15 protein-coding genes and 4 pseudogenes are annotated in these 19,527 nt (G+C 66.0%); 8 read left to right on the top strand and 11 right to left on the bottom strand.

Translation table 11 applies throughout. The features are described 5' to 3' along the window. Positions 1–74 (bottom strand): annotated as a pseudogene (locus EET03_RS31270) (IS607 family transposase); the annotation flags it as partial. A 62-nt stretch (positions 75–136) separates the two neighbouring features. Here EET03_RS31270 and EET03_RS07815 point away from each other — a divergent pair. The 3 genes and pseudogenes from EET03_RS07815 to EET03_RS07805 form a co-directional block, all read left to right on the top strand. After that, positions 137–592: pseudogene (locus tag EET03_RS07815) on the top strand (permease); the annotation flags it as partial. 31 nt (positions 593–623) lie between these two features. After that, the gene (purU, locus tag EET03_RS07810) at positions 624–1,520 is read left to right on the top strand and encodes a formyltetrahydrofolate deformylase (RefSeq protein WP_063471074.1); all 897 of its coding nucleotides are present in this window, start codon (positions 624–626) and stop codon (positions 1,518–1,520) included. A 198-nt stretch (positions 1,521–1,718) separates the two neighbouring features. Continuing rightward, entirely contained in the window at positions 1,719–1,901 is a 183-nt protein-coding gene (locus tag EET03_RS07805) for a hypothetical protein (RefSeq protein ID WP_023372216.1), read from the top strand. A gap of 61 nt (positions 1,902–1,962) precedes the next feature. Here the strand turns inward: EET03_RS07805 and coaD are convergent, their stop codons facing one another. The 7 genes from coaD to EET03_RS07770 form a co-directional block, all read right to left on the bottom strand. After that, the gene (coaD, locus tag EET03_RS07800) at positions 1,963–2,439 is read right to left on the bottom strand and encodes a pantetheine-phosphate adenylyltransferase (protein ID WP_075543713.1); all 477 of its coding nucleotides are present in this window, start codon (positions 2,437–2,439) and stop codon (positions 1,963–1,965) included. Between the two features lie 101 nt (positions 2,440–2,540). After that, on the bottom strand, positions 2,541–3,095 hold the full coding sequence (gene rsmD / locus EET03_RS07795) for a 16S rRNA (guanine(966)-N(2))-methyltransferase RsmD (protein WP_081254933.1): 555 nt from the start codon (positions 3,093–3,095) through the stop codon (positions 2,541–2,543). After that, positions 3,092–6,475 carry a pyruvate carboxylase gene (locus tag EET03_RS07790; protein ID WP_075543712.1) on the bottom strand — a complete coding sequence of 1,128 codons (3,384 nt, stop codon included), beginning with the start codon at positions 6,473–6,475 and terminating at the stop codon, positions 3,092–3,094. The genes rsmD and EET03_RS07790 overlap by 4 nt, the downstream gene beginning before the upstream one ends. Before the next feature lie 12 nt (positions 6,476–6,487). Next, positions 6,488–7,114, bottom strand: coding sequence for a vitamin K epoxide reductase family protein (locus tag EET03_RS07785; protein ID WP_075543711.1), 627 nt, complete (start codon positions 7,112–7,114; stop codon positions 6,488–6,490). Positions 7,115–7,119: 5 nt separating this feature from the next. After that, on the bottom strand, positions 7,120–7,881 hold the full coding sequence (locus EET03_RS07780) for a DsbA family protein (RefSeq protein WP_075543710.1): 762 nt from the start codon (positions 7,879–7,881) through the stop codon (positions 7,120–7,122). A 76-nt stretch (positions 7,882–7,957) separates the two neighbouring features. Beyond that, positions 7,958–9,076, bottom strand: coding sequence for an alpha/beta hydrolase (locus tag EET03_RS07775; protein ID WP_075543709.1), 1,119 nt, complete (start codon positions 9,074–9,076; stop codon positions 7,958–7,960). A gap of 55 nt (positions 9,077–9,131) precedes the next feature. Beyond that, the gene (locus EET03_RS07770; RefSeq protein WP_244232278.1) at positions 9,132–10,373 is read right to left on the bottom strand and encodes an RNA-guided endonuclease InsQ/TnpB family protein; all 1,242 of its coding nucleotides are present in this window, start codon (positions 10,371–10,373) and stop codon (positions 9,132–9,134) included. Positions 10,374–10,402: 29 nt separating this feature from the next. Here EET03_RS07770 and tnpA point away from each other — a divergent pair. The 3 genes and pseudogenes from tnpA (at position 10,403) to EET03_RS07755 (ending at position 12,349) form a co-directional block, all read left to right on the top strand. Then, positions 10,403–10,816, top strand: a pseudogene (gene tnpA / locus EET03_RS07765) (IS200/IS605 family transposase). Between the two features lie 127 nt (positions 10,817–10,943). After that, a pseudogene (locus EET03_RS32945) lies at positions 10,944–11,497 on the top strand (aldo/keto reductase); the annotation flags it as partial. A gap of 6 nt (positions 11,498–11,503) precedes the next feature. Further along, positions 11,504–12,349, top strand: coding sequence for an aldo/keto reductase (locus tag EET03_RS07755; RefSeq protein ID WP_099194055.1), 846 nt, complete (start codon positions 11,504–11,506; stop codon positions 12,347–12,349). Between the two features lie 96 nt (positions 12,350–12,445). Here the strand turns inward: EET03_RS07755 and EET03_RS07750 are convergent, their stop codons facing one another. From EET03_RS07750 to EET03_RS07740, 3 genes are read right to left on the bottom strand one after another with little or no spacing between them, the layout of a single operon-like run. After that, positions 12,446–13,159 (bottom strand): HNH endonuclease family protein, encoded by a 714-nt coding sequence (locus EET03_RS07750; RefSeq protein ID WP_063471082.1) that lies wholly within the window; start codon positions 13,157–13,159, stop codon positions 12,446–12,448. Then, the gene (gene recG / locus EET03_RS07745) at positions 13,156–15,375 is read right to left on the bottom strand and encodes an ATP-dependent DNA helicase RecG (RefSeq protein WP_099194054.1); all 2,220 of its coding nucleotides are present in this window, start codon (positions 15,373–15,375) and stop codon (positions 13,156–13,158) included. The genes EET03_RS07750 and recG overlap by 4 nt, the downstream gene beginning before the upstream one ends. Positions 15,376–15,377: 2 nt before the next feature. Next, a complete protein-coding gene (locus EET03_RS07740; protein ID WP_099194356.1) occupies positions 15,378–17,042 on the bottom strand; it encodes a DAK2 domain-containing protein in 1,665 nt (554 codons plus the stop codon). Between the two features lie 294 nt (positions 17,043–17,336). On the opposite strand from EET03_RS07740, the gene rpmB reads away from it, so the two are divergent. Continuing rightward, positions 17,337–17,531, top strand: coding sequence for a 50S ribosomal protein L28 (gene rpmB, locus EET03_RS07735; RefSeq protein ID WP_023372203.1), 195 nt, complete (start codon positions 17,337–17,339; stop codon positions 17,529–17,531). Between the two features lie 537 nt (positions 17,532–18,068). Then, a complete protein-coding gene (locus EET03_RS07730; protein WP_321182608.1) occupies positions 18,069–19,442 on the top strand; it encodes a PPE family protein in 1,374 nt (457 codons plus the stop codon). Positions 19,443–19,527: the final 85 nt, after the last annotated feature.

Below are 19,527 nucleotides of genomic sequence, written 5' to 3'. Positions count from 1 at the left end.
AGACCAGCGCGAAACCAGCGATACGCAGTCACCCGCGCAACACCATTGCGCTCAGCCCACGCCGCCAGATTCATACCTTTGTTCCTACCGCACACCACTGACAACTACCGACCACTCAACCCGCAACAGCTGGCAGCCCTTCGTCGCGATCGTTTCATTCGTCTGCTCGATCGGCAATGTGCCACTTGCCGCGGTGCTCTGGAACGGCGGCATCAGCTTCGGCGGCGTCATCGCGTTCATCTTCGCCGACCTGTTGATCTTGCCGATCGTGAACATCTATCGGAAGTACTACGGGACGACGATGATGCTGACGCTGCTCGGCACCTGCCACGCCTCGATGGTTGTCGCCGGATACCTCGTCGAATTACTTTTCGGCACAGCCAATCTCATTCCCGGTCAGCGCAGCGCTGTGGTCATGCACGCCGGCCTTTCGTGGAACTACACCACCTGGCTCAACATCGTCTTCCTCGTCATCGCGGCGATCCTGGTGGTCCGGTTCGCGGCCACGGGCGGGATCCCGATGCTGCGCATGATGGGCGGCTCCCCCGACTCGCAGAGCCATCAGCACGACCACAGCCATCACTGCCAATAGCGCTGCGGTCGGCGTATCCTGGCCTGCGGCAATGTCTGATACCTATCCGCCGCCGCCTGGCGGTCCGCCGCAGCCGGCCGATATCGGCCGGCTGTTGCTGCGTTGCCATGACCGCCCCGGAATCATCGCCGCAGTGAGCGGGTTTTTGGCCCGAGCCGGCGCGAACATCATCTCCTTGGACCAGCACTCCACTGCGCCGGAGGGCGGAACATTCTTGCAGCGCGCGATCTTCCATTTACCCGGCCTGACCGCGGCCATCGACGAGCTGCAACGCGACTTCGGCGAATCCGTGGCCAGCACGTTCAACATCGATTACCGGTTCACCGAGGCCGCCAAACCCAAACGGGTGGCCATCATGGCTTCCACGAGTGATCACTGCTTGTTAGACCTGTTGTGGCGCAACCGTCGCGGCGAGCTGGAGATGTCTGTCGTCATGGTGATCGCCAACCATCCTGAGCTGGCCGACCATGTCCGCCCGTTCGGGGTGCCGTTCGTGCACATCCCCGCCACCCGTGACACGCGCACCGAAGCCGAGCAGCGGCAGCTCCAGTTGCTCAGCGGCAACGTCGATTTGGTGATACTCGCCCGGTACATGCAGATACTCAGCCCAGCATTCCTGGCCGCAATCGGCTGCCCGCTGATCAACATTCACCATTCGTTCCTTCCCGCCTTCACCGGCGCGGCCCCCTACAAACGCGCACGGGAACGCGGCGTCAAGCTGATCGGCGCCACGGCTCACTACGTGACCGAAGTTCTCGACGAAGGCCCGATCATCGAACAAGACGTCGTTCGCGTCGATCACAATTACACCGTCGAAGACCTGGTGCGGGTCGGCGCCGACGTCGAGCGCGCGGTGCTCTCCCGCGCCGTCCTCTGGCACTGCCAGGACCGGGTCATCGTGCACCACAACCAGACCATCGTCTTCTGACCGCCCGCTGGTCCGTGCGGTAACCGTACGCACACCGGCCGGGCCTACCGCGGACCCGGCCGCCATCGGTGTGCGGCCACGCGTGTCAAGGATCTGCCAAGGTTTCGCCAAGCGGCCGCCGTCAGTCTTTCTGCAACGGCCACGGCCGCTACCCGAAATCGCATCCAAGCAAAGACATCAACGCAAAGAGAGGTATCAATGTCGACCACCCGTCTCCGCGCCCTTGCCGGCATGTCCCTGCTGGCCTCGGCCATCGGCCTGGCCGCCCTGGGAGCCAGTGTCGGCGCCGCCGACCCGGCGCCCAGCCACCAGGCATACGGCACCTACACCTGTTACGACTACGCAACGCAGACGTTCTACGAATGCTTTGACCCAAGCTAGTCATCGGCAGCCCACACGCCGACGGGCCCGGTCCGCTCCCCCGGGCCGGGCCCATTTGGCTTCAGCCGGAGAGCTTTTCGCGCAGTCGCCGGTTCACCGGCTCGGGCAGCAACTCCGACACATCGCCACCGAGCATCGCCACCTCTTTGGCCAGTGACGACGACACGAACGAATACCGCGGCGCGGTCGCGACGAAAAAAGTGTCGACACCGGCGATGTGCTTGTTCATCTGCGCCATCTGCAACTCGTATTCGAAGTCGGTCCCGGTGCGCAGACCCTTCACGATGGCGTTCATCCCCCGGGATTTGACGAAGTCGACCACCAGGCCTTGTCCGGCCTCCACCCGCAAGTTGGGCAGGTGCGTCGTCGACTCGTTGATCATCGCGATCCGCTCGTCCAGGTCGAACATGCCCTTTTTGGTGGGGTTGGTCAGGATCGCGACCACCACCTCGTCGAACTGGGCCGCGGCACGTTCGAAAACGTCGATGTGGCCCAACGTGAGCGGGTCGAATGACCCCGGGCATACCGCGCCGCTCATGACCCGCGCCGGCGACGATACAGAACGAAGTGATGCGCTGGAGGTACCACCCGCTTGCGGGGGAGAGCGCCGCTCATGACACGAGACGCTAGCAGGCCAGTTCAGCGCCGCTCGGCCAACTCCAGCCGGGTGTCGCCGTAGACCCGCTCGGGCCACTCGGTCCAGCCCTGCGGCCAGGTCAACGGCGCACTCGTGACCGGTCGCTCCACCACGGCGATGGTGCCTTGCCGAACCCAGCCGTGGGCGCCCAACAGGGCCAGCACCGCATCGATATCCGCGGTGCCCACGTCATAGGGCGGGTCGGCCAGCACCAGTTCCATCGGAGCCGACGTGCCCGCTGCCAAAACGGTGGCCACCGTGCCGCGGCGCACCGTCGCACCGGTCAGACCCAGGGCCTTGATGTTGCGCGCGATGACGGCCGCGGTGCGCTGGTCGGCCTCTACGAACAGCGCCGACGCGGCCCCGCGCGACAGTGCCTCCAGCCCGAGTGCGCCCGAACCGGCATAAAGGTCCAGCACGGCCAGGCCGGTCAGCTCCCGACGTGCGCTCACAATGTTGAACAGCGATTCGCGCACCCGATCAGTGGTCGGCCTGGTCCCCCGCGGTGGTACCCAGAGGCGCCGTCCCCCGGCGACTCCGGCGATGATCCGGGTCAGCTCACCACCGCCAGCAGGTCTCCGCCCTCGACCTGAGCGGTATCCGAGACCGCCACCCGCGCCACGGTGCCGTCGTTGGGGGCGGTGATCGGGGCCTCCATCTTCATCGCCTCGATGGTGGCGACGGTCTGGCCGGCCGTGACCTGGTCGCCGGCGGACACGGCGACGGTGACAACCCCGGCGAACGGCGCGGCGATGTGGGCCGGATTTCCGCGGTCGGCCTTCTCGGCGGCCGGGACCACGCTGGCAATGCTGCGGTCGCGCACCAGCACCGGCCGCAATTGGCCGTTGATAATGCACATCACCGTTCGCATACCGCGTTCGTCGGGCTCGGAGATCGCCTCCAGACCGATCAACAGTTCCACACCGCGTTCCAGCTTCACCCGGTGCTCTTCGCCCTGCCGCAACCCGTAGAAGAACTGGTTGGCCGACAACTGCGAGGTGTCCCCGTACGTCTCCCGGTGTTCCTCGAATTCCTTTGCGGGACCAGGAAAGAGCAACCGATTCAACACGGCCTGCCGTTTGGGTCCCGGCACCGCCAGAGCCTCCTCGTCGTCGCCCGTCAGTTGTCCGGCGGGTTTGGCCGGCGCCCGGCCGGCCAGCGCCGTGCTGCGCAACGGCTCGGGCCACCCGCCGGGCGGATCGCCCAACTCACCCCGCAGGAATCCCAACACCGAATCCGGGATATCGAATCGTGCCGGGTCGGAGGCGAATTCGTCGGCACTTACCCCGGCACCGACCAGGGCGAGCGCCAGATCACCGACGACCTTCGACGACGGGGTGACCTTGATCAGCCGGCCCAGTATTCGGTCGGCGCCGGCGTATGCCTCCTCGACCTCCTCGAACCGGTCCCCCAGACCCAGGGCGATCGCCTGCTGGCGCAGATTCGATAGCTGACCGCCCGGAATCTCGTGATGGTAGACCCGCCCCGTCGGCCCGGGAAGGCCGGATTCAAAGGGCGCATACACTTTTCGCAGCGCTTCCCAAAAGGGCTCCAGAGCGCAGACCGCGGCAAGCGACAAACCGGTGTCGTAGTCGGTGTGTGCGGCGGCGGCCACGATCGAACTCAGCGCGGGCTGGCTGGTGGTGCCCGCCAGCGGCGCAGCGGCCCCGTCGACGGCGTCGGCCCCCGCGTGCCAGGCGGCGACATAGCTGGCCAGCTGACCGCCCGGAGTATCGTGGGTATGCACGTGCACCGGCAGGTCGAAGCGACTTCGCAAGGCCGTGACCAGCTTTCGGGCAGCCGGGGCCCGCAACAGCCCCGCCATGTCCTTGATGGCCAGCACCTGGGCGCCAGCCTCCACGATGGACTCGGCCAGCCTCAGGTAGTAGTCGAGTGTGTACAGCCGCTCACCGGGGTCAGCCAGGTCGCCGGTGTAGCACATCGCGACTTCGGCTACCGCAGAACCGGTTTCGCGCACGGCGTCGATCGCCGGGCGCATCGACTCGAGGTTGTTGAGCGCGTCGAAGATCCGGAAGATGTCGATGCCCGTGGCAGTGGCCTCGTCGATGAACGCCGACGTCACCACCTCCGGATAGGGGGTGTAGCCCACGGTATTGCGGCCACGCAGCAGCATCTGCAGGCAGATGTTCGGGATCGCCTGGCGCAGCGCGGCCAGCCGCTCCCACGGGTCTTCTTTCAGAAAGCGAAGTGCCACATCGTAAGTCGCACCGCCCCAGCACTCCACCGACAGCAGCTGCGGCATGCTGCGGGCCAGATACGGCGCCACCATCATCAGCCCGCTGGTGCGCACCCGGGTGGCCAGCAGCGACTGATGCGCGTCACGAAATGTCGTGTCAGTCACCCGCACTGCCGCCGATTCCCGCAGCCAGCGCGCGAAACCCTCCGGCCCCAATTCGGCCAGCCGTTGCTTGGAGCCAGCCGGCGGCGGGGTGTTCAGGTCGACGTCGGGTAGCTTGTCCTGCGGGTACACCTTCGACGGCCTGGTGCCGTGCGGTTTGTTGACGGTGACATCGGCCAGGTAATTGAGGATCTTGGTGCCCCGGTCGGCCGACGATCGCGCGGTCAGCAGCTGTGGCCGCTCGTCGATGAACGACGTTGTGATGAGGCCGGCCTGGAAATCGGAATCATCCAGAACCGCTTGCAGGAAGGGGATGTTCGTCGACACCCCGCGAATCCGGAACTCCGCCATGGCCCGGCGCGCCCGGTTCACCGCGGTCGGGAAGTCACGGCCGCGGCAGGTGAGCTTGACCAGCATGGAATCGAAGTGGGCGCTGATCTCGGCGCCGAGATTGGTGCTGCCGTCCAGCCGAATACCGGCGCCGCCGGGAGTGCGCAGCGCGCTGATCCGGCCGGTGTCGGGCCGGAATCCGTTGGCCGGATCCTCGGTGGTGATCCGGCACTGCAGCGCCGCGCCGTGCGGCCGGATGGCCCGCTGCTCAAGACCCAGGTCGTCGAGCGTCTCCCCCGCGGCGATGCGCAGTTGGCTGGAGACCAGGTCCACGTCGGTGATCTCCTCGGTGACGGTGTGTTCCACCTGAATCCGCGGATTCATCTCGATGAAGACGTAATCCCCGCTTTGGTCCAGCAAAAACTCGACCGTTCCGGCGCCGCTGTAGCCGATGTGGCGGGCGAACGCGACGGCGTCTGCGCAGATCTTCGTCCGCAACTCGGCGGGCAGGTTCGGGGCGGGCGCCAGTTCGATGACCTTCTGATGGCGACGTTGCACACTGCAGTCCCGTTCGTAAAGGTGGATCACGTTGCCGCGGGTATCCGCCAGGATCTGCACTTCGATGTGGCGCGGCCGCAACACCGCCTGTTCGAGATAGACCGTCGGGTCCCCGAACGCCGATTCGGCCTCGCGACTGGCGACTTCGATGGCTTCTGGCAGCGCGGCGCTATCGCCGACCCGGCGCATACCGCGGCCGCCACCGCCGGCAACCGCCTTGACGAACAACGGAAACCGCATGCCCGCGGCGGCCGACACCAGCTCGTCGACCGAGGCCGACGGCGCCGAAGACGTCAGCACCGGCAGTCCCGCTTCCCGTGCCGCGGCGACGGCCCGGGACTTATTTCCAGTCAGCTCAAGCACTTCGGCGCCGGGGCCGACGAAGGTGATGCCCGCGGCCGCACATGCCCCGGCCAACTCGGGGTTCTCCGACAAGAACCCGTAACCGGGGTAGATCGCGTCAGCGCCGGCGCGGCGGGCGGTTTCGACGATCTGGTCGACCGACAGGTAGGCACGTACCGGATGCCCGATTTCGCCGATCTGGTAGGACTCGTCGGCCTTGGACCGATGCAGCGAATTGCGGTCCTCGTAGGCGTAGACGGCCACCGTGCCGATACCGAGCTCGTAGGCCGCGCGAAATGCCCGGATCGCAATCTCCCCGCGATTGGCCACCAGCGCTTTGGCGATCACGCTCGACCCTTCTCAGATCAGTGTCGACCAATAGTTCCAGAAACGGACCATGATCTGCAGGAACACCGCGGTGAACCACAGCGTAGCGATCGACCATCGCCATTGGAAGAGCACCCGCACGACGGCGCTGTCGCGCTGTTCGAGCACCGGACGAAACGCGATCGACGCCACCACCACCAGCAGGGTGATGGTGACCACCCATACCACCATGCAGTACGGGCACAACGCCCCGATGCGGTACAGGCTCTGGAAGATCAGCCAGTGCACGAAACCCGTGCCGACCAGGACACCCACCGTCAGCCCGGTCCAATACCAGCGCGGCAGAAGCACTTTCGTCACCGCCAGCACACCGGTGACCACCACCACGGTGAACCCCACAATGCCGACCACCGGGTTGGGCAGGCCCAACAGTGTTGCTTGCGGGGTGCCCATCACCGAGCCGCACGACATGATGGGGTTGAGGTTGCACGACGGCACGTAATCCCGGTCGAGCAGAACCCTGACCTTCTCCACTGTCAGCGTCATCGAGGCGAGCAGGCCGAACGCGCCGGCGATCAACACCCACCACGCACTGAGTGCGGGTACCCGCACTCCGCCCGCTGGGTCCGGAGTCAGATCGGCGGGTTCGGCTGAGACCATCGTGGTCAAGCTGCCGGGGCGGTTGCCGCCGTGTCCATGCCCGGAATGTCGCCGACGATCTCTTTGATCTTGGCCACCAGCGCCTCCGGCGTCGACCATTCGTATTCGGTGCCGTTGATCTTGACGGTCGGTGTCGCGTGGATGTTCGCGGCCGCCGCCAGTCCGTCGACCTTGGAGAGGTACTTTCCGCTGTTGATGCAGTCGGGCACCTTGCCGACGACACCGGCTTCGCGGGCGAGTTCGATGAGCTTTGCGTTGTCGGGGAAGGTCTTGCCGACTTCGGACGGCTGGATGTCTTTGCTGAACAACGCGGTGTGGAACCGGCGGAACGCATCGATGGACTCGTCGGCGACGCAGTACGCCGCGGCCGCCGCGCGCGCCGAATAATTGTCGTTGCGCGGGCTGGAAAGGATATCCACCATCGTGTAATCGGCCGCGATAGCGCCGATGTCAATGAGCCTGGATACCGTCGGACCGAATCCGCGCTCGAAGTTCCCGCACGCCGGACACAGGAAATCCTCGTAGAGCGACACCACGGCCTTGGGGTTGCTGGTTCCGGGTTGGGCGACCAGCTTGCTGGACGTCACCCGGATCGCACCGGCCGTGGCACCGCCGCCCTTCTTGTCGTGCGAGGTGACGATGTAGAACACCAGGACAACGGCAAAGAGCACGACCAGCGCGGTGCCACCGATCTGCATCAGCCGGCCGAATTTGCCGTCGGGCGACTTCAGGTCGATCCGCGGAGGGCGTTTGTTTTTGTCGGCCACGGGTTCGCGATCCTCACTTGGTGAATAGCCTGCGCTGCTAGCGCCTCTAGAGTACCGGCGGCCGTCCGGATACGGCTCAGACCCGGCTCAGGTGCGCACGCAACGCCGAAATCAGCTCGCTCGTCGCGGTGGCACTGGCACCGCCGAGCGGAAACAGATTGAGGAAGCCGTGCGTCAGCGAACCCTCGCAACGCAGATCCACCGCGGTCCCGGCGGCCCGCAACGCCGCCGCGTACTGCTCGCCCTCATCGCGCAGCGGGTCGAATCCGGCGACCACGATCAGCGCCGGCGGCAGACCTGAGAGCGACTCGGCCCGCAACGGCGACACCCGCGGATCGGTGGGGTCGATCCCGGAGCCGCGCAGGTACTTCGCTTGGAACCAGTCGATGTCTCGTTTGGTCAGCAAGAAGCCACGGGCGAACAGGCTCAGTGAGCGGGTCTGCGCGGTGAAGTCGGTGCGCGGATAGATCAGCCACTGCAACACCGGAGCCGGGCCTCCGCTGTCTTTGGCCAGTTGACAGACGACGGCCGCCAGATTGCCGCCCGCGCTGTCGCCGCCCACCGCAATCCGCCCGGGGACGGCACCGAGTTCGCCGGCGTGCTCGTAGGCCCACGTGAAGGCCGCAAACGCGTCGTCGATCCCGGCCGGGGCGTGATGCTCGGGAGCCAGCCGGTAGTCGATCGACAGCACGTTTATGCCGGCATCGCGGCACGTCAAGCGGCACACCGCGTCGTGGGTATCGAGGTCGCCGATCACCCAGCCGCCGCCGTGATAGAAGACCAGCAGCGGTGCGGCGACTCCGCCGGGCGCGCGATAGTGCCGTGCCCTGATGTCTCCGGCCGGTCCGGGCAGCGTGATTTCGTTGACCTCGACGTGGATCAGCGGACCGCCGAATCCCAGGGTCGCCTCCCGCATGTTGGCGCGGGAGGCGTTCGGGTCGTCGTCGATCACCAGGCCGTCGAGGCCGACGGCCCGCATGCCCGACAGCATCAGCTGCAGCGTGGGATCAAGGGTGTTGCCGTCGATGACGACGGAACGACCGCGCGTGAGAAGCCGCTTGGCCGGGCCCGGAATCCACGGGATGACTTTGACGCCCGCACCGGTGACGGTGCTCTGGATGCGACGCGTCCACCGCATCGGTACGCAGGTCGCCTCGCGCTGAAGGTCCGGCGTGCCGGGCAGACTCTTGGTCATGGGTTTCTCCTATTTGACGTGCTCCCCGGCATGAATGCCGGGGATTCCCGAGCGGCTACGCCGCTGTTGGGGTGCTTCCTGCTTCATTGTCTCGTGCCTTCCCAGTGGTGGAAGGACTTACCGGGGCTCCACCGGAACCGCTTTCGCGATTTCGCCCACTTTCGTGGGAGGCGTTTATTCTCTCCGCCCGCCCGGCGGCGAGAATGACCACGGCGGCGTTGTGGTCGCGGTCGTGGACCGTGCGGCAAGCCGGACACGTCCACGTACGGATGTGTAGAGGCAGTTCGTTGAGACGATGCCCGCACGTTGAGCAGGTCTTGCTGGACGCTAGCCAGCGAGACACCCGATGCAGTGTGCGCCCGTAGCGTTGGGCTTTTTCGCCGATGATCCGCACGAACTGGCCCCAGCCCGCGTCGCTGATGGCTCGCGTGAGCCGGCGGTTTTTGACCATGCCCACGATGTTGAGGTCTTCGACGTGGATCACTTGGTTGTCGCGAACCAACACCAAAGCCTGCTTGTGGTGATAGTCCCGCCGGGCACGAACCACGTTGCCGTGCGCGATGGCGACCCTGCGCCGCGTCTTGTCCCTGTTGCTCGATCCTTTCTGCTGGCGCGACTTTTCCCGCTCCAACCTCCGCAGCTTGCGCAACTTGCGGCCCAAGTGCTTCGGATTCGCGATATCGGTGCGGGTCTGGTCGCTGGTGGCTACCGTCGCCAACTGGCTGATATCCACATCCACGCCTGCTTGCCGATCCACCATCGGCAGCGGCGTCGCGGCAACCTCGACGACGAAACTCGCATAGTAGTGACCATCCGGCTCGCGGACGATCGTGACCGAGGACGGCTCGCTGGGTAGCTCGCGCGACCAGCGCATCCGTACCTCGCCGACTTTGGCGACAAACAACTGGCCGGTCGGTCGGACACTGAATCCGTTGCGGGTGAGCCGAAACGACTGCCGGTGATCCTTCTTGGATTTCATCTTCGGCCGGCCCAGGCGGCGGCCACGGCGCTTGCCGGTGTTCGAGTCGAAGAAGTTGCGCCATGCTCGGCGTGAGTCGTTGACCCACTGCACCAATGCGACACTGGGCACCTCGGCAAGCCAACTGCGCTCGGTGGTCTTCTTGGCTTGGCTGATGACGCGTCGCTGAATCTCGGTGTCGGACAGCTTCACCCCGGCTCGGTAAACCTCGTTGCGGACCCGCAGCGCGTCGTTGAACACCACCCGAACACACCCGAACACCCGAGCCAGCATCCGCTGCTGCGCGCATGTCGGTTCGATGCGGTATCGGTAGCGCATCTGCACACCGCAACCGTAAGGCCGACCCCCTGACAACCCAGAGCTATCACCGCGCCAGCCACAGCGTGTCGCTGCTGCACCTTCACCTGGTTTTCGTGACCAAGTATCGGCGACGGATCTTCACCCGGGGCATGTTGACGTTTTGCGAGCACACCCTGCGCATGGTATGTACCGGACTGGATGTCGAGTTGGTCGAGTTCAATGTCGAAGCCGACCACGTGCACCTGCTCGTCGCCTACCCGCCCACCGTGGCGATCTCGACGCCGGTGCAACGGCTCAAAGGTCGCGCGGCTTAGCCCGTGCGACGCGAATACACCGGCGTTCGTGTCCGCGCCCGCATGCGCGGACACCTCTGGTCGCCGTCCTACTTCGCGGTCTCGTGTGGAGGCGCACCGCTGTCGATCATCAAGCAGTACATCGACGGCCAAGCCCGACCACTTTGAGCGACGCTGCGGCCGACGACAATCGCGATGGGCTTACCCCGGACCAAGGTCCGGGGCTTGCGCCCAAAAAAGTTCCGGTCAAGCCCTTAGGAAAACGCGAGCTCACACTCAACGACATTCGAAAGCTGTCGGACTCGGAGTCTTCCGGATTGAGCCGGCGGACACCGAGCTGGCGGTGGCTGCGCGCCGGGTACCGGCACATCGACACCGCGGCGGCCTACCGCAACGAACGGGAGACCGGGCGAGCGGTCGCCGATTCCGGCGTGCCCCGCGACCAACTGTACGTGGTGACCAAATTATCGAATCCCGACCAGGCCAAAGCAGCACGCTGAAAGCCTTTGACGCCAGCCGGCGATTCCCGGCCGCAGCCACAGCTCAACGCGTTCAAGGCGCGGAAGCCGCTGCGGCAGCGTTCATTTGTCGGACCATCCGATTGGTGACACAGCAGTCGCGCAACAACGCGCGCGGGCACCGGCGCGGGCGTTGATTAGGTGGCGTATTCAACTCGGTAATATCGTGATCCCCAAGTCGGTTACCAAAAACGGATAGCGAGCAACTTCGACGTGTTCGACTTCGAGATCAGCGCCTCGACTCAGCGGCGCCATGGCCTCGATCTCGTCGCCAGCTGGCGGAACCCGGCTTGGCCCTGATCCGAGAACCTTCTATTTCACAGGCAGGTGAGATGCGTTGACCGGCGAGTCGGGCGCCATGATTCCCTCAATAGCCCTAAACGACGAGAATACGATGCCGGTTATCGGCCTCGGCGTCGCGGAGTTGTCCGAGGACGAAACCGAACGGGCGGTGTCGACGGCGTTAGAGGTCGGCTGCCGGCTCATTGACACCGCCGCGGCGTACGGCAACGAGGCAGCCGTTGGCCGCGCGATCGCCGCTTCCGGTATTCCACGCGCGGAGTTGTTCGTCACCACCAAGCTGGCCACCGCCGATCATGGTTTCACCATGGCGCAGGAGGCTTGCAAAGCCAGCTTGGAGCGACTCGGCCTGGACTACGTCGACCTGTACCTGATTCACTGGCCGGCCCCTGCGGTGGGTAAGTACGTGGATGCCTTCGGCGGCATGATCCAATCGCGCGGCGAAGGCCATGCCCGCTCGATCGGGGTGTCCAACTTCACCGAGGAACATGTGTCGAACGTCATCGACCTCACGTTCGTCACACCCGCGGTCAACCAGATCGAGCTGCACCCGCTGCTGAACCAGGCCGAGCTGCGCAAATCGAATGCGCGCCACAACGTCGTCACCCAGTCCTACACTCCGCTGGCTCTCGGCCGGCTGATGGACAACCCGACCGTGACAACGATCGGTGGTGAATACGGCAAGACGCCCGCACAGGTGCTGCTGCGCTGGAATCTGCAACTGGGTAATGCGGTCGTCTTCCGCTCGTCGCGGCCCGAGCACATCGCCGGCAACCTCGACGTGTTCGATTTCGAATTGGCCGCCGAGCACATGGATACGCTCAACGGGCTCAACGACGGCACCCGCATTCGCGAAGACCCGCTGACCTACAACGGCACGTAAGCTCCGGCTCGCTTACCGACCGTGAATTTGACGACGGCTTGTCGGCGTGTCGCGTCGCCGGATGCACAATCGCCGGGGTTATCCGGCCGGGCACGGCTAACCCGTCGGGCAGGTGGCCGCGGCGTTGCGCAGGACGCCGGCCGACGCCTGGTCTACCGGCAACGAGTAGCCGCGCAGCACCGCGATGAACTGCATACCGTACTGACAGGCGAATGCGGCGTTGGGCGGCATCCACTGGGCCGGGGGTGAATCCCCTTTGTCCTGATTGGCCTGTCCCTGCACCGCCAGCAAGTTGGCCGGATCGTTGGCGAACCGCAGCCGCTCCGGAGCCGGCCAGTCGTAAGCGCCCATGTCCCACGCATAGGACAGCGGAACGATGTGGTCGATCTGCACCGATTCGCCGACCTTGGCGCCGCGCTGGAAGGCGATGGTGGTGTTGGTGTACGGGTCGTGCAGGGTGCCGGTGGCCACGGCATTCGGGCACCGCTTGGTCGGCACATACGTCTTGTCGACGAGGTCGCGGTTGAGGATGTCGTCGCGGGTGTCGCAGCCGTTGTGCCCGCCCGGCGCGTCGTTGTCGTCGTCCCAGGCGTCGCCGAACGCGGCCCTGCGATAGTCGTAACGGTGGGTGCGCTGCGGCAGCACGGCGACCCCGGCGAGCACATCGGTACCGGGTTGGACCGTCGGCACGTCAGCACGCGCGGCGAACTGCTCAGCGTGCCTGGCCGCCGATGAGCCCAGCGTCTGGTAGGCGACCACCAGGGCCAGCAGCGCAGCCGCCGCCAGCCCCAGCAGCGTCTTGCGGTTCATGATTTGTCCAGGTATTCGATGCGATCGGTGTCGGTGAATCGCGCTGCCAGCAGCTGCAATCCGGGGTGCTCGCCGGCGTCCTCGTAGGCGCGGACGCAGAAGTCGCGGGCCGCCTCGAGATACTCCCGGTGCTCGGCCAGCGACAGCAGCCGCAGGGTGATCGCCTTGCCGGACTGGTTGCGGCCCAGCACGTCTCCTTCCTTGCGCTCCTTGAGGTCGAGGTCGGCCAGGGCGAACCCGTCCATGGTCTCGGCGACCGCGCGCAGCCGCTCACCGGCCGGTGAGGCCGGCGGCATCCAGCTGGCCAGCAGACACAGGCTCGGATGTGCGCCACGCCCGATGCGGCCACGCAGCTGGTGCAACTGGCTGATACCGAACCGGTCGGCGTCCATCACCAGCATCACGGTGGCATTGGGAACGTCCACCCCTACCTCGATGACGGTGGTGCACACCAGCACATCGATCCGGCCGGCGCGAAAGGCCGCCATCGCAGTGTCCTTCTCGTCGGTCGGCAACCGCCCGTGCATGAGCCCCAATCGCAGGTTGGCCAGCTCGCCGGAACGCAATCGCGCGTACAGACCCTCGGCGGTCTCCGAAGGCCGCGAGCCGGCGGGCTCTTTCTCCGGCTCATCGCTCTCGTCGATGCGGGGCGCCACCACATAAGCCTGGTGGCCGGCCGCAACCTCCTCGATGATGCGTTGCCAGGCCCGGCCCAGCCAGGCGGGCTTGTCCTTGACGAAGATGACGTTGGTGGTGATGGGCTGGCGCCCCAGCGGAAGTTCGCGCAGCGTAGAGGTTTCCAGGTCGCCGTAGACGGTGAGCGCGACCGTGCGCGGTATCGGCGTGGCGGTCATCACCAGCAGATGCGGGGTGATTCCGGCACACGCCTTGCCGCGCAATTGATCTCGCTGCTCGACACCGAACCGGTGTTGTTCGTCGACCACCACCATGCCCAGGTTGTGGAACTCCACGGCATCCTGCAGCAGCGCATGGGTGCCGACGATGATGCCGGCCTGGCCGCCGGCCACCTCTGCCCGGACTTGCTTCTTTTGCCCCGCGGTCATCGAGCCGGTCAGCAGCGTCACCCGGGTGGCGTTATCCGCCCCGCCCAGCTGGCCGGCCATGGCCAGCGGGCCCAGGACATCGCGGATCGACCGCAAGTGTTGTGCGGCAAGAACTTCCGTGGGCGCCAGCAGTGCACACTGATAACCGGCGTCGACCATCTGCAGCATCGCCAGCACCGCCACGATCGTCTTGCCCGAACCGACCTCACCCTGCAGTAAGCGGTTCATCGGGCGGGTGGCCGCGATCTCCTCGGAGAGTACGGCGAGCACCTCGCGCTGGCCTGCCGTCAGCTCGAAGGGCAGCCGGCCCAGCAACTCGGCCGCCAACCCATCAGAGCGCGGCAGCGCCGGGGGCCCGGATTCCGACAGCTCACCGTGCCGGCGGGCGACCAGCGCCCACTGCAGGCCGACGGCTTCGTCGAAGGTCAGGCGCGCCCGGGCGCGTTGGCGTTCGGACTCGTTCTCGGCGAGGTGAATGGCCCGCAGTGCCTCGTCCTCGGAGACCAGGCCAAGCGCGGCGCGCAGTTCGGCGGGCAGCGGATCATCCACCGGGTCAAGGACTTCGAGCACCTGGCGGACACACCTGAAAATGTCCCAGCTCTGCACTTTGGTGCTGGCCGGATAGATCGGGAAGAAGCGACGCTCGAACTCTTCCATGGCCACTTCGCCGCTGATGGCCTTGGAGGCATCGGCGATGCTTTTCAGTGACCTGGTGCCGTGGTTTTTTCCGTCCGGCGAGTCCAGGATCAGAAACGCCGGGTGCGTGAGCTGCATGACGCCCTTGAAGAACCCGACTTCCCCGGACAGCATCACCTTTGTGTTCTTGGTGAGGTCCTTCTTGATGTAGTCCGCGTTGAAGAACGTGGCGGTCACCTTGGTGCGGCCGGTGCCGAGGGTGATGCGCAGGCATTGGCGCTTCGGCGTTTTCTTCATGGGGAACGTCTTCGTTTCGGTGATGACGTCGACGATCGTGATGTGCTCACCCGCTTCGGGCCGCTCGTCACCGGCGCCGCGCCTCGCCCCGCCTTCGACGTAGCTGCGCGGGTAGTGGCGCAGCAGGTCGTCGACCGTTTTGATGCCGAACTCCTCGTCGAGTGGCTTTGCCGACGGGGCGCCCAGAACGAAGACCAGCCGGTCGTTCAGTGACACCACGGCTACTCGACCCCGATCAGCAGCACGTCACCCCGATGACCGGTGCGATAGGTCACCAGCTCGGTGCCCGGATGACGGTCGTGCGTGTGCTTTTCCAGCAGGTCACGCAGGGACACAGCATCCTCGTCGTCGATCTCGGCGCCCAACAACACCGTCACCAGATCGCCCCCGGAGGCCAACAGCAGGTCGAGCAGACCGGTCGCCGCCGCGGCGATATCGCCGGCGACGATCAGCACCTCGTCGCCGGCGATGCCCAGCCCGTCGCCCGGCTCACAGGTGCCGGCCCAGGTCAACGCCCGCTCAGTGGCCGTGCGCACCGAGCCGTGCCGGGCAGCACCGGCGGCGCGGGCCATGGTGTAGCCGTCGTCGACGGCCTGGCTGGCAGGGTCGTGCACGGCCAGGGCAGCCAGCCCCTGAACCATCGACCCGGTCGGGACCGGCACCACGTCGACACCCCAGCCCAGGGCTGCGGTACAGCCCGCCACCAGCTCCTCGACGGCGACATACCCGTTGGGCAGCACCATCACCTGGGCGGCACCGGTGTCCACCACCGCCCGCACCAACTGATGGGCGCTGATATCGGCGGCAGGTGCCGAGCCATCCGGGCCGGGTCGCAGCACGCAGGCCCCTTCTCCGGCAAACAGCTCGGCGGCGCCGTCGCCGTCGACGACGGCCAGGACGGCCCGTTCCCGTGTCCAGCTGCCCGCCGGCAGCCCGTTGGCACCGGAGCTGAGCGCCGAGATCACGATCCTGCTCAATTGTCCCGCTGCGATTCCCGCTTCAACGGCGGCGCCCGCGTCGTCGGTGTGCACGTGCACCGAATAGCTCTGCGACGGGGCGGCCGCGATCGCCACCGAATCCCCCAGCTCCGCGAGCCGGTCGCGCAGCGTGTCCGCCGCCGCCGCATCACAGCCGGTCAGCAGGTACATCACCTCGAACTGCGGCGCCGGCCGTCCGGCGGGCGCCTCGGCGAGCAGCTGTCGCGGCGCCGGCTCGTAGACGGAGCGGGCGGGCGTGTGCCCGGTGAGCGTCGCACGCAACGCGTCCAGCATGACCAACAGGCCCCGGCCGCCGGCGTCCACCACACCCGCGTCGGCGAGCACGTGGAGCTGCTCGGGCGTCTTCTCCAGCGCGACGACGGCGGCATCACCGGCGGCGGTCACGGCCTGGGCCAGGGTCTCACCGGCGTCGGCGCACTGCTCGACCGCGGCGGCTGCGGCCCGCAGCACCGAAACAATGGTTCCCGCGACTTCCTCGCCGCCCATCGAGGCGATGACCAGCTCGACACCGCGCCACAAAGCGGCGGCCAGCAGGGCCGCATCGACGGCCGACAATGCACCGGCCGAGTCCGCTGCCACGCTCGCGGTGACATCGGCGATGCCGCGCAGGATCTGCGACACGATCACCCCGGAGTTCCCCCGTGCCCCGTTGAGCGCGCCGGACGACAGGGCGGCAGCGACCCGGGCGACGTTACCCGCATTGCGGCCGTCGTCGGCCCCGGCCACCGCATCCGCCTCGGCGAGCGCCGCGCGCATGGTGAACAGCATGTTCGCGCCGGTGTCGGAATCGGCGACCGGGAACACGTTCAGCCGGTTGATTTCGTCGATGTGGGTGATCAGGTCGCTGACGACGGTGTGCGCCCAATCCCGCAGGGCCGACGCGTCCAGCAGGCGACCTGGCGTGTCCACCGTGACCCCACCTCCTCTGCGCCAGCTTCCGGTGGGCGCCAGCGTAGCCCGGCGACACTGTGGACAGTTTGCGTCGGCTGCTGTTCGGGGCGCCGTCGAGCCGGGACGACAAAGCTGCACCGAGCCTAGCCAGCGGGGGTGACAGTACTGGTCACGGCTGATGGCGTTTTGGCGCTCGCCGACGACCCCGGCTATCCTGGGACCGCCTGGGCCAGCCGGGCCGTTCCGCCCGGGTCGCCGGACCCCCAGCAACCGACTTGAGGAGTTTGAACAATGGCCGCTGTGTGCGATATCTGCGGGAAAGGCCCCGGCTTCGGCAAGTCGGTGTCACACTCCCACCGCCGCACCAGCCGTCGGTGGGACCCCAACGTCCAGACCGTGCGGGCGGTGAGCCGCCCCGGGGGAAACAAGAAGCGCATCAACGTCTGCACGTCCTGCATCAAGGCGGGCAAGGTCAGCCGCGGCTGACCTTGTTGCGGCGCGGGTGCCGCTACATTTCGGCCTGTCCCGATCGGCGCGATGGTCCCCGGAAACCCCGGGTGAGGCCGATTGGGAAACGGGCGTTCCTCGATGAATTGCGCCGCTGCCGAGAACTTCATGTAAGAGTCCGCTCTATCGGGTGACCCTGCGGGCGGCAGTTTAGGCATGCGGGACGGTGCGGCATGCGCTTGAAGCCCGATGCCCGTGCCGGATGACGGCTGCCATCGTCACAGAACCCGCGCCACAAAAGGACTGACGTCGCGCTAGCGCCGAAAACCAGCGGCATCGAACCGACCCGCTGTCAATCGCTTCTGCCCATTGATTGATAGCGAATCGCTATTTGACAACAACGGTTGCCACCGACATCTTTTGGCTTGTCGGCGATCACATCTCAGCAACGCCTGGACGCGGTACACGAGACAACGCCAGGCCTGTCCACCGGTAGCTGAACGGTGATCAAACATGTTGTCCCCGTGCGTGATCAGCCCTCTGAATGCCCGTCGCAAGTAGAGGTCCAGGAATGTTGTGGAAAGAGGTTCGGCGGTGACGCTATGCGTGAGTGACACTTTGGCCGCCGTTGCGGGTGCGCCGGTGTGGCTGGCTTCGCCGCCCGAGGTGCATTCGGCCCTGCTGAGCGCCGGCCCGGGAGCAGCCCCGTTGCTGACGGCCGCCGCGGAATGGGCGTCGTTGGGCGTCGTCTATGCGTCGGTGGCTGAAGAACTCACCGCGGCATTGGGCGCGATGCGGACCGGGGCGTGGCAGGGCCCCACCGCGGAGATCTGTGCGGGGGCCTATGGGCCGTGTGTGGCGTGGCTGGTTCAGGCCAGTAGCGATAGCGCCGCAGTCTCGGCAGCACATCAGGCGGTGGCGACCGCCTATGTCAGCGCGATCGCGGCGATGCCGACACTGCCGGAGCTGGCCGCCAACCACGCCACCCACGCGGTGTTGCTGGCAACGAATTTCTTTGGCATCAACACCATCCCGATAGCACTCAACGAGGCCGACTATGCGCGGATGTGGATTCAGGCCGCAACCACGGTGAGCGTCTATGACGCAGTCACTGCAGCCGCAACGACGTCGATGCCGCACACCCCACCGGCACCAATCATCATCAAACCCGGCACCGGTCTGGCCGGCGAGATCGTAGCCGGCGCGGCGCACGCCATCAGCTACGAGCCCTTTCCGATATGGCAGATCTTGTGGGACCTGATCAAAGTCGTTGGCACGGAGATTCTCGCCGTTCCGGCCCTTGCAATTTTTACCCTCATGATGTCTTTCTACACACCAATTGTCTTGTTGTTTATTGGATACTTGGTCGTGATCGGCAACACACATTTGGCGCTTGAAGCCCTTGCATACCTAGAACTCGCGTGGCTCACTGTTGGAATAGAAACGTTCGCTACTGTATTTCTTCCTTTCGTCTTCGGTTATGAAGTCGGCAATCTGGTGATCCAATGGATCAGTCAATGGATCATGGGGCTGAACCTTGGGATTCTCCCCACTCTGGTAGGTCCGGTAGCCGCGGCGACGGCACTGCCGGTTGCGGCTGCTGCCGCCAGCCCGAGCGCGAACGCTGTGGCGGGTATGGTTGCCACACCTGTGGCGGGGGTCGCGGTCGGCGCTGTGGAGCCGTCGGCAGTGTTGCCACAAGCACAGTTGGTGTCGTTCGCGACGGCCGGCAGTTACTTGCAGGCGCCGGTGCCGGTAGCGGCTTCGGATCACGGTGCGGGCGCGCTGGGGTTTGCCGGCACCGGGCCATCAGGATCAGGAGGCGCCGCGCACGCTGCCGGGTTGGCCACGTTAGGTGGTAGCGAGTCGGGGAGCGGCCCGCGGCTGCCGATGTTGCCGAATTGTTGGAATGCAAGCCTGGTCGGTCTGACCAATGGGGGATGTGTTTAGCGCGGAAAAGGCGGCCGAGACGGTCATTGAGATTTCGCCGGCGGGTTCACGACAGCTTCACGCTCGGCGGAAGCCAAAAGCCGGT

The sequence above is a fragment of the Mycobacterium innocens genome (assembly GCF_900566055.1).
GTDB lineage: Bacteria > Actinomycetota > Actinomycetes > Mycobacteriales > Mycobacteriaceae > Mycobacterium > Mycobacterium innocens.
This window is presented reverse-complemented; position numbering and strand designations above follow the sequence as displayed.